The 14,513-nt window shown below is 66.5% G+C and carries 12 protein-coding genes; 7 read left to right on the top strand and 5 right to left on the bottom strand.

Translation table 11 applies throughout. The features are described 5' to 3' along the window. Window positions 1-279: 279 nt before the first annotated feature. On the bottom strand, window positions 280-1,644 hold the full coding sequence (locus tag Q0Q02_RS02185) for a sensor histidine kinase (protein ID WP_293806472.1): 1,365 nt from the start codon (window positions 1,642-1,644) through the stop codon (window positions 280-282). Next, on the bottom strand, window positions 1,631-2,296 hold the full coding sequence (locus Q0Q02_RS02190; RefSeq protein WP_293806473.1) for a response regulator transcription factor: 666 nt from the start codon (window positions 2,294-2,296) through the stop codon (window positions 1,631-1,633). The genes Q0Q02_RS02185 and Q0Q02_RS02190 overlap by 14 nt, the downstream gene beginning before the upstream one ends. A gap of 192 nt (window positions 2,297-2,488) precedes the next feature. On the opposite strand from Q0Q02_RS02190, the gene Q0Q02_RS02195 reads away from it, so the two are divergent. The 6 genes from Q0Q02_RS02195 to purU all read left to right on the top strand — a co-directional run bounded on the left by Q0Q02_RS02195 (window position 2,489) and on the right by purU (window position 9,981). Then, window positions 2,489-3,268 (top strand): ABC transporter ATP-binding protein, encoded by a 780-nt coding sequence (locus tag Q0Q02_RS02195; protein WP_293806474.1) that lies wholly within the window; start codon window positions 2,489-2,491, stop codon window positions 3,266-3,268. Window positions 3,269-3,284: 16 nt separating this feature from the next. Beyond that, window positions 3,285-4,151 carry an ABC transporter permease gene (locus tag Q0Q02_RS02200; RefSeq protein WP_293806475.1) on the top strand — a complete coding sequence of 289 codons (867 nt, stop codon included), beginning with the start codon at window positions 3,285-3,287 and terminating at the stop codon, window positions 4,149-4,151. A gap of 196 nt (window positions 4,152-4,347) precedes the next feature. Beyond that, on the top strand, window positions 4,348-5,367 hold the full coding sequence (locus Q0Q02_RS02205; RefSeq protein ID WP_293806476.1) for an ABC transporter substrate-binding protein: 1,020 nt from the start codon (window positions 4,348-4,350) through the stop codon (window positions 5,365-5,367). 327 nt (window positions 5,368-5,694) lie between these two features. After that, a complete protein-coding gene (locus Q0Q02_RS02210) occupies window positions 5,695-6,465 on the top strand; it encodes a DeoR/GlpR family DNA-binding transcription regulator (protein ID WP_293806477.1) in 771 nt (256 codons plus the stop codon). Window positions 6,466-6,539: 74 nt separating this feature from the next. Further along, window positions 6,540-8,960 carry an FAD-dependent oxidoreductase gene (locus Q0Q02_RS02215; protein ID WP_293806478.1) on the top strand — a complete coding sequence of 807 codons (2,421 nt, stop codon included), beginning with the start codon at window positions 6,540-6,542 and terminating at the stop codon, window positions 8,958-8,960. A 115-nt stretch (window positions 8,961-9,075) separates the two neighbouring features. Beyond that, on the top strand, window positions 9,076-9,981 hold the full coding sequence (purU, locus tag Q0Q02_RS02220; protein WP_293806479.1) for a formyltetrahydrofolate deformylase: 906 nt from the start codon (window positions 9,076-9,078) through the stop codon (window positions 9,979-9,981). A gap of 166 nt (window positions 9,982-10,147) precedes the next feature. On the opposite strand, the gene Q0Q02_RS02225 is transcribed toward purU, so the two are convergent. Together Q0Q02_RS02225 and Q0Q02_RS02230 are read right to left on the bottom strand one after the other, a co-directional pair. Next, complete coding sequence (locus tag Q0Q02_RS02225) at window positions 10,148-11,161, bottom strand: NAD(P)-dependent oxidoreductase (protein WP_293806480.1); 1,014 nt, start codon at window positions 11,159-11,161, stop codon at window positions 10,148-10,150. 7 nt (window positions 11,162-11,168) lie between these two features. Further along, the gene (locus tag Q0Q02_RS02230) at window positions 11,169-12,530 is read right to left on the bottom strand and encodes an aspartate aminotransferase family protein (RefSeq protein ID WP_293806482.1); all 1,362 of its coding nucleotides are present in this window, start codon (window positions 12,528-12,530) and stop codon (window positions 11,169-11,171) included. A gap of 297 nt (window positions 12,531-12,827) precedes the next feature. Between Q0Q02_RS02230 and Q0Q02_RS02235 the strand changes: the two genes are divergently transcribed. Beyond that, a complete protein-coding gene (locus Q0Q02_RS02235; RefSeq protein ID WP_293806484.1) occupies window positions 12,828-13,697 on the top strand; it encodes a LysR substrate-binding domain-containing protein in 870 nt (289 codons plus the stop codon). Window positions 13,698-13,712: 15 nt separating this feature from the next. Here Q0Q02_RS02235 and Q0Q02_RS02240 read toward each other — a convergent pair whose 3' ends face one another. Then, a complete protein-coding gene (locus Q0Q02_RS02240; RefSeq protein ID WP_293806485.1) occupies window positions 13,713-14,438 on the bottom strand; it encodes a metallophosphoesterase family protein in 726 nt (241 codons plus the stop codon). Window positions 14,439-14,513: the final 75 nt, after the last annotated feature.

The following is a 14,513-nucleotide window of genomic DNA, read 5'->3' on the forward strand; positions in this document are numbered from 1 at the left end:
GTTTCGCGCGAGGGGTGAAGGCAGTTTGGGCTTGTCGAGCCGCCAGATCGGTTTTCGATCTGACTGAACCGTCATTGCGAGGAGCGAAGCGACGAAGCAATCCAGGGGGACTGGGTTGGAGCGTTCAACCCGGTCCCCCTGGATTGCTTCGCTGCGCTCGCAATGACGGCCCGGCGGTTCAATCATGTCGAAAATTGCCCTAAGCCCCTTCCCAAAACACACCGTCATTCCGAGCCAAGCCCGGGACGACGGCGCACCTCTGCGGGCCGTCGTCAGGCTCTACGAGCGCGCCAGCGCCAGCCGCACGCGGGTGATGCCGCCCTCCCGAACGACCGTCAGGCCTCCGCCATGAGCTTCCGCAACCTCGGTCGCGATCGAGAGTCCGAGCCCGGAACCGAAAGACTCCGCCCCCTTCGCGAAGGGGCGCGCCAGCTCCGCGATCGGAGCCGAGAACCCTTCGCCGTCATCGGCCACCTCGACCCAGGCGCTCCCGCCCTCCTCGCCCACCGCCACGACGAGCCGGCTGCGGGCACCGTGCTTCAGCGCGTTGTCGATCAGGTTGCCCAGGGCTTCCCGCAAGCTCACCGCATCACCATTCACCACCGGCGACGTCTCGGCCGGCGCGAAGGCGATGTCGACCTCGCGCGAGAACGAGAGCGGCACCGCCTTCGCAAGCACGGCCTTCGCTAATTCGTTGAGATCGATCGGGGCCGTCACGGCCGCGTCCTTGCGGTGGATCACCATCGCATGGTCGAGCAATTGCCCGGTCAGGCGGCCGAGCTCCGCCGTGCGTTCGTGGATGCGCTTGACGGTATCGGCCTTGCGCCGCGAGGCGGGCGTGCCGATCAGGATCTCGACCTGGGCATCGAGCGCGGCGAGGGGCGTACGGATCTGGTGCGCGGCATCGGCGATGAAGCGCTGCATGATCGCCATCCGCTCGGAAAGACGGCGCATGAAATCGTCGATCGCCTCGACGAGATTGCGGATTTCCAGCGGCGGATCGGCCTCGATCGGGCGCAGATCGTCAGGGCGCCTCGCCGCGATCTCGCGTTCGATGCGGGTCAATGGCTTCAGTGCCAGCGTCACCGCATAGGCGGCCGCGAGCAGGGCCAGCACGCTCATCACCGCGATGACGCCGAGCGCCTTGAGCGTCAGGTCCCGCGCCAACGCGCGTCGGGCTTCGGTGGTCTGGGCGACGACGATCGTCGCCCAGTTGTTGGCTCCGGGCAGATCGATCTGCCGGGCCAGCGTCGCGATGCGCACCGGCTGACCCTGATAGAGACCATCCTCCAGCACGACCCCCGCGCGGGTCTCCACGGGGTCGGCATCCGAGGCGAGGTCCTCGTAGCCGGCGACCACGATGCCGCGCGGATCGACCACCTTGTAGAAGACGAGGTCGTAGTCGGCGAGCGTCGCGATGGTGGAGACCGGCGGATCGACCGCGACCACGCCGCCCTGGACATAGACATTCTCGGCGATCTGCACGGCGCCGCCGCGCAGCAAGCGGTCGTAGGCCTGCTGCGCGGCAAGCGAAGAGGAATGCCAGGCGGCAGCGCCGAGCACGACTGCGCCTGCCGCCAGCACCGCCGCCAGCACGGCGATGATGCGGAAACGCAGCGACAGGCGCAGCTCAGACAACCGCAAGCTGATACCCCAATCCGCGCAAGGTTCTGATTTCCACCGAGGCATCGGCGAGCTTGCGGCGCAGCCGCGCGACGAACTGCTCGACCGCGTTAGGGCTCGCCTCCTGGTCGAAATTGAAGAGCTGTTCGATCAGCTCTTCCTTGGGCACGATCCGATCGGGACGCGCGGCGAGGATTTCAAGCACGGTCAATTCGCGCCGCGTCAGGTTGAGCGGGCGGTCATTCACGCTGGCGACGCGCCCGGCCCGGTCGATCACCAGCGGCCCGATGCGCAGCAGATTGTCGGATTGCCCGGCGCTGCGGCGCAGCAGCGCCCGGGCGCGGGCTTCGAGCTCGCCATAATCGAAGGGCTTGATCAGGTAGTCGTCGGCGCCGAGATCGAGCGCGCCGATCCGCTCGTCCACGGCCGAGCGAGCCGTCAGCACCAGAACCGGCGTCTTCAGCCGCCGCGCCCGCATCTGCCGCAGCACAGCCAGGCCGTCCTGGCCGGGCAGGCTGAGATCGAGCACGACAAGGTCATAGGCCTGCACCGCCAGAAGCTCGGAGGCTGTGATGCCATCCTGCTCCCAGTCGACGGCGTGGCCGATCTTCTCCAGCCGCATCACCACGGCCTCGGCGATATCGGCCGTGTCTTCGACCACCAGAACACGCAAGCGGATCTCCCTCCCGGCTCCGAGTCAGGCTGGAGTCAGTCTCGCAGATTATCACCCTCAGCAAGCGCCCATAAGTGCGCTCAAGCATCGGGCCGAAAAGTGGATACCACTTTTCGGAAAATCCGATGCGTAACAAAGGGATAGATCGCCGCTTCGCATGTGGCGATCGAGGAACGAAACAAGGGAGGGTGCATGCTGGCCCCGTTCGATGCTGCTACTGCGACTCCGCTCCTCTCGGTCGAGGGCGTGACGTTGCAATACAAGACGCCCGACGTGGTGGTGACCGCGACGCGGCGCGTCTCCTTCGACGTCTATCCGTCCGACCGCTTCGTCCTGCTCGGCCCTTCCGGCTGCGGCAAGTCGACCCTGCTCAAGGCGATCGGAGGCTATCTCACGCCGGTCGAGGGGGAGATCAGCCTGAAGGGCCGCAAGGTCTCCGGCCCCGGCCCGGACCGGATGATGGTGTTCCAGGAATTCGACCAGCTCCTGCCCTGGAAGACGGTGCGCGAGAACGTCGTCTTCGCGTTGACGGCCTCGGGCCGCGCCAGCCAGGCCGAAGCCGAAGAGCGCGCCCGCTCCTATATCGACAAGGTCGGGCTCTCCAAGTTCATCGACAGCTATCCGCATATGCTCTCCGGCGGCATGAAGCAGCGCGTCGCCATCGCACGCGGCATGGCGATGGAGCCCGACGTGCTGCTGATGGACGAGCCCTTCGCCGCGCTCGACGCGCTGACCCGCCGCAAGATGCAGGACGAATTGCTGCGGCTCTGGGACGACACCAGGTTCACCGTTCTCTTCGTCACCCATTCGATCGAGGAGGCGATCAGGATCGGCACCCGCATCCTGCTGCTTTCGCCGCATCCCGGCGAGGTCAAGGCCGAGCTCAACAGCGTGCCGCCCGAGGAGATGGGCACCGGCAAGCAGGCCGCGCTCGAAACCCGCATCAACGACATGCTGTTCGCGCATCATTGAACCGGAGGAGACAGACATGACCGATCTCGTCAGCTTCCGTCCGGAAATCATCCGCGACGTCAATTCCAGCGACGCGCCCGTCGTCGCCAAGACCATCGGCTGGGCCGAGCGGGTCTATCGCCTCGGCTTCGTCCGCAAGGGCCTGATCCTCGCAGTCCTCGCCCTCGCCTGGGAGGCCTATGGCCGCTGGCTCGGCAATCCCCTGCTGTTCCCGACCTTCGGCCAGACGGTCCAGGCCTTCGTCGAGAACATCGCCAACGGCATCATCCCGCAGCGCATGCTGGTCTCGCTGCAGACCCTCGTCATCGGCTACGGCATCGGCATCGTGCTTGCCGCGCTGCTGACGACGCTGGCGATCGGCTCGCGCATCGGCGCCGACCTTCTGGAAACCCTGACTTCGATGTTCAACCCGCTGCCCGCGATCGCGCTCCTGCCGCTGGCGCTGATCTGGTTCGGGCTCGGCACCGGCAGCGTGATCTTCGTGCTCGTCCATTCCGTGCTCTGGGCGATCGCGCTCAACACCCATGCCGGCTTCCGCTCGGTCTCGAACACGCTGCGCATGGTCGGCCAGAACTACGGCCTGCGGGGCTTGAAGCTGGTGCGGCTCATCCTGATCCCGGCCGCCTTCCCGGCGATCCTGACCGGCCTCAAGGTCGGCTGGGCCTTCGCCTGGCGCACGCTGATCGCGGCCGAGCTTGTCTTCGGCGTATCCTCGGGCTCTGGCGGGCTGGGCTGGTTCATCTTCGAGAACCGCAATCAGCTCGAGACGGCCAATGTCTTCGCCGGCCTGTTCACCGTCATCCTGATCGGCCTCTTCGTCGAGAACGTCATCTTCGCCACCATCGAGCGCAAGACGATCCGTCGCTGGGGCATGCAGCACTGACGCTGAATTTCTCAGCCCTCATCCTGAGGAGCGCTCCGCAGGAGCGCGTCTCGAAGGATGCTCCAGGAGGTTCCGGAGACGTCTAGAGCATCCTTCGAGACGCCGCTACGCGGCTCCTCAGGATGAGGGCTGAGTTTCCGATACGCTACCGCTTAACGAGGCCGAACGGCCGCTTCATGAAAGGGAGGACAACCACATGACATTCAAGAACTGGTTCAAGGCCGCACTGGTAGCGACCGCGCTCGGCGCAGCCCTCGCCACCGCCCCGGCCCGCGCCGAGGTCAGCGAAGTCCGCATCTCCAAAGGCTTTGGCATCCTCTACCTGCCGCTCTTCGTGATGCAGGACCAGCAGTTCCTGGAGAAACGCGCCAAGGCCGCCGGGCTCGGCGACATCAAGGTGACCTGGCTGATGCTCGACGGCGGCAACGTCATCAATGACGCGATGATGGCCGGCACGCTCGATTTCGCCGGCACCGGCGCGCCGGGCTTCGTCACCCTCTGGGCCAAGGCCAAGGGCATTCCGGGCGTCGAGGTCGTCGGCGTCTCCGGGATGAGTTCGACCTCGCTCTGGCTGATGTCGAACAAGCCGGAATTGAAGTCGCTTAAGGACTTCACGGCGACCGACAAGATCGCGCTGCCGGGCATCAAGACCTCGCTCGCCGCCGTGGTGCTGCAGATGATCGCGGCCAAGGAGTTCGGCGATGCTGCTTACGCCAAGATGGACCCGATGACGGTGAGTCTGCCGCATCCGGAGGCGCTGGCCGCGCTGATCGGCGGCAAGACCGAGATCAAGGCGCATTTCACCTCGCCGCCCTTCCAGTATATCGAGGCCAAGAGCCCCGGCATCCACCGCGTGCTCAACTCGGTCGACTATCTCGGCAACCTGACGCTCGACGTCACCTTCGCGCCGAAGAAGTTCGTCGATGCCAACCCGAAGATGACACAGGCCTTCATCGACGCGATGGACGATGCCAACGCGCTGATCGAGAAGGACAAGAAACTCGCCGCCGAGATCTTCGCCAAGGCCTCGAAGGTGAAGATCGACGCCGCCGAGGTCCAGGAGATGATCGAGGACAAGGACGCCCGCTTCACCGCCACGCCCGAAGGCGTGATGAAGTTCGCCGAGTTCATGCACAAGGCCGGCTCGATCAAGGTGAAGCCCGCCAAGTGGAGCGACATGTTCGTGCCGCAGCTCGCCGGCCGTTCGGGCAGCTAAACGACGCCGCATCCAGCCACCAATGCTTCCGGAAGGGCGCGGCTCAGGTGAGTTGCGCCCTTCTTGCGTTTCGGGTGCGAGCGCGGCCGCCGAGATGAGGCCACCGGAGCCTCTTCCGTCATTCCGGGGCAGGCCGCAGGCCTGAGCCCGGAATCCAGAACCGATGCCATTGCTTATTCGCTCGGTGATCCAACAGCGCCTTTCGTCAGGGCGGCATCGGTTCTGGATTCCGGGCTCTTCGCTACGCGAAGCCCCGGAATGACGGCGGTGTTTCGGCGGCACATCGTCGCGATTGCCAAGCCTTGAGCAACTTCCTATGCCGGTGGCATGACACGCGACATCGCAGCGCGACGGCACCACGCCATCCTGGCGAAGCTCGACGAGACCGGCTCGGTCACCGTCGAGGAGCTGGCGCAGGCGCTCGACGTCTCGCGCGAAACCGTGCGCCGCGATCTCAAGGCCCTGTCGGCCGGCAGCCTGCTCGCGATTGTCCATGGCGGCGCGATCCGCAACGAGCGCTCGGAAGCCTCCTTCGCCAGCCGCCGCACCGTGAACCGCGCCGGCAAGGAGAAGATCGCCGATCTCGCCGTCTCGCTCATCGGCGACGGCATGACCATCCTGCTTGATTCCGGCACGACCACCGAGGCCCTGGCGCGCGCGCTGGCACGCTCCGACCGCAAGCGCCTGATCGTGCACACGACTTCGCTGGAAAATGCCCGGCTCGTCAGCCGCCTGACAGGCACGCGCGCCTTCCTGATCGGCGGCGAGTTCGACCGCAATGAGGATGCGACCACCGGGCCCGAGACGCTGCGGACGATCGCGCGGCTTTCCGCCGATTTCGCCTTCGTCAGCGTCGGCGGGGTCGATCCGGACGGGTACGCCACCGACTACACCCGCGCGGGCGCCGCCACCCGCACCGCCCTGCTGAACGCGGCCGAACAGGGTTTCCTGATGGCCGACCACAGCAAGTTCGGGCTCGTCCTGCCCAGCCGCATCGGCGGCGACAAGCCTTGCGGCGGGCTTCTGGTCGATAAGGCCCCTCCTGCCCCGCTCGCTGCGAAACTGATGGAGCAAGGGGTTCGAATCCACGCCGGGTAATTTGACCGTTTTTGTGGTTTTTTGTTGTTTTCTGAATCGAGCGCGCTAAGCTGCCTTCCATCGCGGAGGCGCTCATGTCCATTCCCACCCAATCCCGTGTCGTCATCATCGGCGGCGGCATCATCGGCTGCTCGGTCGCCTATCACCTGACCAAGCTCGGCTGGCGCGACGTGCTGCTGCTGGAACAGGGGCGCCTGTCTTCCGGCACCACCTGGCATGCGGCCGGGCTCGTCGGACAGCTCCGCAGCCAGTCCAGCATGACGCGCCTGATCCGCTATTCGACGGAACTTTACGCCTCGCTGGAGAGCGAGACCGGGCTCGCCACCGGCTGGAAGCGCTGCGGCTCGGTCTCGGTCGCCCGCACTGAGGAACGAATGACGCAACTGCGCCGGACGATCTCGGCGGCGCGCGCGCAGGGCGTCGAGATCGAGGAGCTCAGCCCGCAGGAGGCCGGCGATAAATGGCCGGTGATGCGGACCGACGATCTCGTTGGCGGCGTCTGGCTGCCGGGCGACGGCAAGGCGAACCCGGCCGACATCACCCAAGCGCTGGCACGCGGCGCGCGCAACGGCGGCGCGATCGTGCGCGAGGGCATCCGCGTCACCGGCATCGAGACGGAGAAGGGCCGGGTCAAGGCGGTCCAGACCGATCAGGGCCGGGTGGAATGTGAGGTGCTGGTCATCTGCGCCGGGCAATGGTCGCGCGCCATCGGGCAGATGTGCGGCGTCTCGGTGCCGCTGCATTCCGCCGAGCACATGTACATCGTCACCGGCAAGATCGCGGGCGTCTCGCCCGACCTGCCGGTGATGCGCGATCCCGACGGCTATATCTATTTCAAGGAGGAGGTCGGCGGGCTCGTGATGGGCGGGTTCGAGCCGGACGCGAAGCCCTGGGGCATGGACGGCATCCCCCATCCGTTCGAATTCCAGCTCCTGCCCGACGACTGGGACCAGTTCGGCATCCTGATGGAGAACGCGCTGCAGCGTGTGCCAGCGCTGGAGACGGCCGAGATCAAGACCTTCCTCAACGGTCCCGAGAGCTTCACGCCGGACAACAACTTCCTGCTCGGCGAGGCGCCGGAGGTGGCCGGCGTCTATGTCGGCGCCGGCTTCAACTCGATGGGCATCGCGTCCGCCGGGGGCGCCGGCCGGGCGCTGGCCGAATGGATCGTCGAGGGCGAGGCGACGAGCGATCTCTGGCCGGTCGACATCCGCCGCTTCGCCGATTTCAACAACAACCCGGCCTGGCTGAAGGACCGGATCAAGGAAACGCTCGGCCTGCATTACGCCATGCCCTGGCCGAACCGCGAGCTCGACACCGCCCGCCCCTTCCGGCGCTCGCCGCTCTATGACCGGCTCGCGGCCAAGGGCGCCGTCTTCGGCTCGAAGATGGGCTGGGAACGCGCGAATTATTTCGCCCGCAGCGATGAGGAGCGCACCATCGGCTATTCCTTCGGCCCGCAGAATTGGTTCGAGACCGTCGCGGCCGAGCATCGCGCCTGCCGCGAGACGGCCGGGCTCGTCGACATGTCGAGCTTCGCCAAGTTCCTGCTGCAGGGACCGCAGGCGGAGGCCGCCTTGCAGCGCCTCGCCGCCAATGACGTCGCCGTGCCGGTCGGCACCTCCGTCTATACGGCGCTGCTCAATGCCCGAGGTACGTTCGAGAGCGACCTCACGGCCGCGCGGATCGCACCGGATACCTATCTCCTGCTCACCGGCACAGCCCAGGCGACGCGCGACGCCCATTGGATCAGGCGCCAGCTTCCGGAAGGCGTGACGCTGACGGACGTGACCTCCTCCTATGCCGTGCTCTCGCTCGCCGGGCCGAAGGTCCCCGAGATTCTGGCTCGTCTCTCGCCGACCTCCTTCGACTTCGCCGATTTCCCGGCCAATGCCATCCGCAAGATCACGATCGGCTACGCCACGACCTGGGCCTGCCGCCGCTCCTATCTCGGCGACGGGTTCGAGCTCTATGCCCCCGTCGAGTTCACCGCCGCGATCTATGATGCGCTGCATGAGGCCGGAGCCGATCTCGGGCTGAAGGATGCCGGCTACTACGCCGTGGATTCGCTGCGCATCGAGAAAGGGTTCCGCGCCTGGGGCCGCGAACTCACGCCGGACGTCAACCCTTACGAGGCCGGGCTCGGCTTCGCGGTGAAGCTCGGCAAGGGCGAATTCCTCGGCCGCGAGGCGCTCGTCGCTGCCAAGGCCGCGCCACGCACGAAACGGCTGATCGCTCTTGTCGGGCCACGCCCGAACGGGCAAATGGCCTGGGGCGGTGAAGCGATCCTCGCGGATGGCAAGCCGGTGGGCGAGATCACCTCGGCTGCTTTCGGCGCGAGCCTCGACGGCATCGTGGCACTGGGCTGGGCCTCAAGCGACCAGCCGATCGACCAGGCTTGGCTCGATGCCAGGAGCTGGGCTATCGACCTCGCCGGTACCAAAGTTCCGGTGAGCGCCAGCCTCGCAGCGCCGCTCGACCGCAAGGCGCACTAGATCATCGCGCGTTCTAAAGGACGCGATCACGATGATCTATCTCATTGGCGTTGCATCAGATTTACCCGAAAAGTGGTTTCCACTTTTCGGTCCGATGCACTAGAGAAACGAGACCATGACCGAGGCCCATTCCGCGCATGCCCCCGCCCTGGGGCGGGACTTCAAGGTGCAGAAGCCTGACCGTATCCTGACGCTGTCCTGTGAGGACCGGCCGGGCATCGTCCACGCCGTCAGCGGCGTGCTCTACCGCCACGGCTGCAACATCCTCGAAAGCGCGCAGTTCAGTGACCCGCGCGATGGCCGCTTCTTCATGCGCGTGGCCTTCGCCACAGGCGAGCGCTTCGACGAGCCTGCATTCAAGCGCGAGTTCGACGGAGTCGCCGGTACCTTCCGCATGGGCTGGGACGCGATCGACGCGGCCGCGCCGGCGCGGATTCTGCTGATGGTCTCGCGCTTCGGTCATTGCCTGAACGACCTGCTGTTCCGGCACGCCACGGGCAATCTCAACATCGAAATCCCCGCCATCGTCTCCAATCACCGCGATTTCGAGGCGCTGGCCAAGAGCTACGGCATCCCGTTCCACTACCTGCCGGTCACACCCGCCACCAAGGCCGAGCAGGAGGCGCGCCTGCTCGAGATCGTCGCGGAGACCAACTCATCGCTGGTCGTGCTCGCCCGCTACATGCAGGTTTTGTCGAACGATCTCTGCCGGGCGCTGGACGGGCGGGCGATCAACATCCATCACTCTTTCCTGCCGAGCTTCAAGGGCGCCAAGCCCTATCACCAGGCCTATGATCGCGGCGTGAAGTTGATCGGCGCGACCGCGCATTACGTGACGCCCGATCTCGACGAAGGCCCGATCATCGACCAGGACGTCGGCCGCGCCGACCACTCGCTGGCGCCGGACGATCTGGTCAGCGTCGGCCGCGATATCGAGGCTGTCGTGCTGGCGCGGGCGCTGCGGCTCCATATCGAGCGCCGGGTGATGCTGGCCGGCCGCCGCACGGTGATCTTCCGGTAGGATCGACGCGTTTCCCTCTGAACCACGACGTCATCCCGGACAAGCTGCGCAGCAGCGCCGATCCGGGATCCATCGTCGGGATCTGCACTCTGCGATGGATCCCGGGACAAACCCGGGATGACGTGGCGGTTTTGAGAAAGCTCAGCCCGCTCTGGAATGGCCCCGTTCAGGCGAAGGCGACGTTCCGCGTCTGCGCCCGCAGGCGTGGGTCGTGCGAGCGGATCTGGACCGGCCTGCCGTCGAGGATTTCGAAGCAGCGCGCCAGCGTATCGTCCGAAAGCCGCCGCATCGCCTCCGCCGTGAAGAAGGTCAGGTGCGGGAACAGGATGACGTTGTCGCGCCCGAATAGCGGGCTGAGCGGATGCCCCTGCCGGGCGAGCGGCTCCTGGCTGTAGACATCGAGCCCGACGCCGCCGAGCCTCCCCGCCAGCACCGCCTCGACCAAGGCCGCCTCGTCGATCAGCGCGCCGCGCGAGACATTGACGAGGATGGCATTCGGCTTGAGGCAGGCGAGTTCGGCCCGGCCGATGATGTGGCGGGTCGCGTCGTTCAGGACGCTGTGCAGCGAGACCAGATCGCATTGCCTGAGCATGGCGTGGAGGTCGTCGACCTTCTCGATCCCGGCCGCGGCCATGGCGGCGGCATCGACATGCGGATCATAGCCGAGAACGCGGGCTCGGAACCCCTGCCCTGCCATCCGCGCCATGCTGCGGCCGATCTTGCCGGTGCCGACAAGGCCCAGCGTCGCGCCGGCAATGTCGCGGCCGAGCCAGCGCGCAGCCGGCCAGATCCAGCCCTCGCTCTGCACGGCGCGGCCGATCTCCGGCATGCGCTTCGCCAGCGCGATCATCAGGGCGAAGGCGCCCTCCGCGACCGTCTCCTCGGCATATTCGGGCACGTTGACCACGGGAATCCCGCGCGCGATCGCGGCGGGGATGTCGATCGCGTCGATGCCGACGCCGTATTTGACGATGCCCCTAAGCCGGGGCGCCGCCGCGATCACCCGTGCGGTAACCGGCGTGTAACACATCAGCAGGAGGTCGGCGTCGGCGACCTCCCGCATCAGCGCCTCCTCGGAAATCCCGTCGGGGAGCGTGACGAGATCGACGCCGCGAGCCCGCAAGCCGGCGTCGATCTCCGGGCATTCCAGTTCCCGGTCGGTGCGGACAGCCTTCATCATCGTCCCCTCAGCCCGCCAGGATCGCCTGCTCGACGATGCCGAGCGCGCGTTCGAGATCGGCCCGCGCGATCACCATCGGTGGCGACAGGGTCAGCACGTTGCCCTGGCTGATCTTGAAACTCAGGCCCGCTTCCAGGCAGCGATAATAGACCCGTTCAGCCAAGGCATTGTTCGGCGTCCAGGCATCGCGATCCGAGACCAGCTCGACCCCGAAGAGCAGGCCGCGCCCGCGCACGTCGCCGACAGCCGGGCAGCTTTCGCCGAAATTCCGCAGGCGCTCCATCGCATAGGCGCCGAGTTCGGCGGCGCGCTCGGTCAGCCCCTCCTCGCGGATGATGGCGATGGTCGTCAGCGCCGCGCGGGTCGTGACCGGGTTCTTCTCATGGGTGTAGTGGCCGATGGCATAGCCGCCGGCGACATCGAGATCGCACCGCGCGACCACGGCAGCGATCGGCAGGATGCCGCCGCCCAGCGCCTTGCCGAGCACGACCATGTCGGGCTGAACCCCGTCATGCTCATGGGCGAAGAAGCGCCCGGTCTTGCCGAGCCCGGTCGGGATCTCGTCGAAGATCAGCAGCGTGCCGTGCCGATCGCAGGCCTCGCGCACGCTCTTCCAGAAGCCGGGCGCCGGCGGATAAGGCGTCGCCCGCATCGGCTCGGCGACGACGGCGGCGACATCCCCTTCACGCGCCAGCACATAGGAGATCATGCGGGCGCAGGCGCGGGCCGAATCCTCCAGATTGTCATGGCCATAGGCGCAGTTGCGGGTGCCCCAGGGCGCGACATGCTCGGCCCCCGGCAGGAGCGGTCCGGCGATGCCGGAGCGGAAGGTCGCCTCGCCGCCGACACTGGAAGCGCCGAAGCCGGCGCCGTGGAAGGCATCCCAGAAGGACAGGGTCTTGAAGCGGCCCGTCGCGGCGCGGGCGAGCCGGAGTGCCACCTCGATCGCGTCCGAGCCGCCGGTGGTGAAAAGCACCTTGCCGAGATCGCCCGGTGCCAGGCGCCCGAGCGTCTCGGCGAGTTCGACCGCCGGCTCGCAGGTGAAGCGGCGCGGCGCGAAGCAGAGATCGTCGAGCTGCGCCTTGATCGCCTCCTTCAGGCGCGGATGGCCATAGCCGATGTGGTGGACGCTGTTGCCATGGAAATCCATGTAGCGGCGCCCCATCGTGTCCTCGATCCAGATGCCTTCCGCCTTGGCGATGGCGGTGAGGCAGGGGCTGGACAGGCTCTGGTGCAGAAAAGCGGCAGAGTCGCGCGCGAGCAATTCGCGGGTTCCGGCATCGCCGATTCCGGCCGACCAATCGCTGCGCGCCGGGGATGTGTTGGATTCGCCCTCGGTATGGACGATGGCGGAGGTTTCGACGCGCATGGCAAGGTCCCGTTTTGCCCCTTCCTCCTGGCGATTTTTCTCGGAACCATGGCGTCATCCCGGGCTTGCCCCGGGATCCATCGGAGGGCTCCGGAGCCCTATAATGGATCCCGGATCTGCGCGGCTTTGCCGCTTGTCCGGGATGACGCGGTGGTTCTGTCGGAAATCAGCAGGCCCTAGGGGACTCTCTCGTTTCAGAATGCCCTTGCCTTGCCCATCTGAAAAATCGCTATTTCATATCCAAGTATAAATTTCAGCGATATCACCTCATATCGACTTCTCGAGGCTCCGCCTGCCATGCGCTATGTCCAGCTCCGTGCCTTCCATCAGGTCGCGCTGTCCGGCGGCTTCTCAAAGGCGGCGCTGGCGCTCAACCTCACCCAGCCGGCGATTTCCGATCAAGTCCGGAAGCTGGAGGAGGAATACGACGTCGCGCTGTTCAGCCGCCGCCATCGCCAGGTCGTCCTGACGCCGGCCGGCCAGAGGCTGCTCGCCGTGACCCATCGCCTGTTCGGAGCCGAGGGCGAGGCGCTTGAGCTTCTGCAGGAGGAGCGCTCGCTGCGGACGGGCGCGCTCAGGATCGTCGCCGATTCCGTGCATCATGTGCTCGACGTGCTCACCGCCTTCCGCGAGCGCCATCCGGGCATCCAGGTCTCGATCGCGCAGGGCAATACCGGGAGCATCGTCGAGACACTGATCGGCTACGATGCCGAGATCGGCGTGCTCGGCGAACTCGGCGACGAGCGGCCCTTCGAAGTGCTGCCGCTCAACGTCTCACCAATCATCGCCTTCGCCGCGAAAGGCCATCCTGCGGCGGCGCGCTCAGCGCTTTCACTGCAGGAACTGGCGACATGGCCGCTCGTCATGCGCGAGCGCGGCTCGCGCACGCGGCAATTGCTGGAGCAGCGGGCGGCAGAACTGGGTGCCGCGCTGAGCTATGCCGTGGAGGCGGAAGGCCGTGAGGCGGTGCGCGCCATCGTGGCGGCGGGCGGTGGCATCGGCTTCGTCTCGGCGGCCGAGTTCGGTGAGGACGACCCGCGGCTCATCCGCATCCCGCTCGACGGGCCGCCGCTCCTGATGCGCGAGAAGCTGATCTGCCTGCACGAACGACGCAACAGCAAGGCCATCCAGGCCTTCTTCTCGTTGGCGCAGTCCCTGAGGGGTTAGCGACCGGCGCTACGGCTACGCCGTCCCGGTCCGCAAAGCATGCGCCCAATCGGCGCGCCCATTCGACTCCGCGCGTTCGGCCGCGAGCTCCCAGTCATAAACCGCGAGGTGATGCTCGATCGCGATCTCCTTGCCGAGCGTCACCACGGCGAAGCGGGCATGCGGCATACCGCTTTCGGAGACATGGGCCGGGTTCGTGTCGTGATAGGCCGGATTCCCGACGCTGCCGGGATTGAGCACAATCGTGCCGGAGCTCAAGCGTGCTGCACGCGGCAAATGGCTGTGCCCGCAGAGCATGAGCGCCGCCGCCCGCCCGCCGAGACGCTGTTCGATCGTTGCGATCGGCGACGGCACGAGATGGCCGTCATGCACCTCTTCCATCAGGTAGGCCTCGTCATCGCCGGGGCTCGCATGGAAGCAGAGCACGCCCTCGACCACGGCCTCGACCGGCAGACCCGCCAGCCAGTTACGTGCCTCCGGATCGAGCGCGCGCCAGGCATAGCTGTCGGAGGTGCCCAGCCCCTCGGGCGAGGCTGCGCCGAGCACCCGGTCGTGATTGCCCCGGACATGGCTCATGTCGCGTGAACGCAGCAGCGCAACCGTCTCGGCTGGCCAGAGCGGACCGGAGGCGCAATCACCGAGATTGATCAGACGATCGACGGAGATGGCGTCGAGCTTCGCCAGCACCGCTTCGAGAGCGGGCAGGTTTCCATGAATGTCGGCAATCACTCCAAGGCGCATGGTCCGACGCGATCCCTCATGTTGCAGCCGACCTGATCGTCATTGCGAGCACAGCGAAGCAATCCAGGGAGGACC

It is taken from the genome of uncultured Allobosea sp. (genome assembly GCF_945956895.1).
In the GTDB taxonomy this organism is placed as follows: Bacteria; Pseudomonadota; Alphaproteobacteria; order Rhizobiales; family Beijerinckiaceae; genus Allobosea.

Excerpts from the sequence above, each read along its gene's own strand:
- Q0Q02_RS02215 (WP_293806478.1), top strand. The coding sequence starts at position 6,540 with ATGTCCATTCCCACCCAATCCCGTGTCGTCATCATCGGCGGCGGCATC.
- purU (WP_293806479.1), top strand. The coding sequence starts at position 9,076 with ATGACCGAGGCCCATTCCGCGCATGCCCCCGCCCTGGGGCGGGACTTC.
- Q0Q02_RS02195 (WP_293806474.1), top strand. The coding sequence starts at position 2,489 with ATGCTGGCCCCGTTCGATGCTGCTACTGCGACTCCGCTCCTCTCGGTC.
- Q0Q02_RS02225 (WP_293806480.1), bottom strand. The coding sequence starts at position 11,161 with ATGATGAAGGCTGTCCGCACCGACCGGGAACTGGAATGCCCGGAGATC.
- Q0Q02_RS02240 (WP_293806485.1), bottom strand. The coding sequence starts at position 14,438 with ATGCGCCTTGGAGTGATTGCCGACATTCATGGAAACCTGCCCGCTCTC.
- Q0Q02_RS02230 (WP_293806482.1), bottom strand. The coding sequence starts at position 12,530 with ATGCGCGTCGAAACCTCCGCCATCGTCCATACCGAGGGCGAATCCAAC.
- Q0Q02_RS02205 (WP_293806476.1), top strand. The coding sequence starts at position 4,348 with ATGACATTCAAGAACTGGTTCAAGGCCGCACTGGTAGCGACCGCGCTC.
- Q0Q02_RS02210 (WP_293806477.1), top strand. The coding sequence starts at position 5,695 with ATGACACGCGACATCGCAGCGCGACGGCACCACGCCATCCTGGCGAAG.
- Q0Q02_RS02200 (WP_293806475.1), top strand. The coding sequence starts at position 3,285 with ATGACCGATCTCGTCAGCTTCCGTCCGGAAATCATCCGCGACGTCAAT.
- Q0Q02_RS02235 (WP_293806484.1), top strand. The coding sequence starts at position 12,828 with ATGCGCTATGTCCAGCTCCGTGCCTTCCATCAGGTCGCGCTGTCCGGC.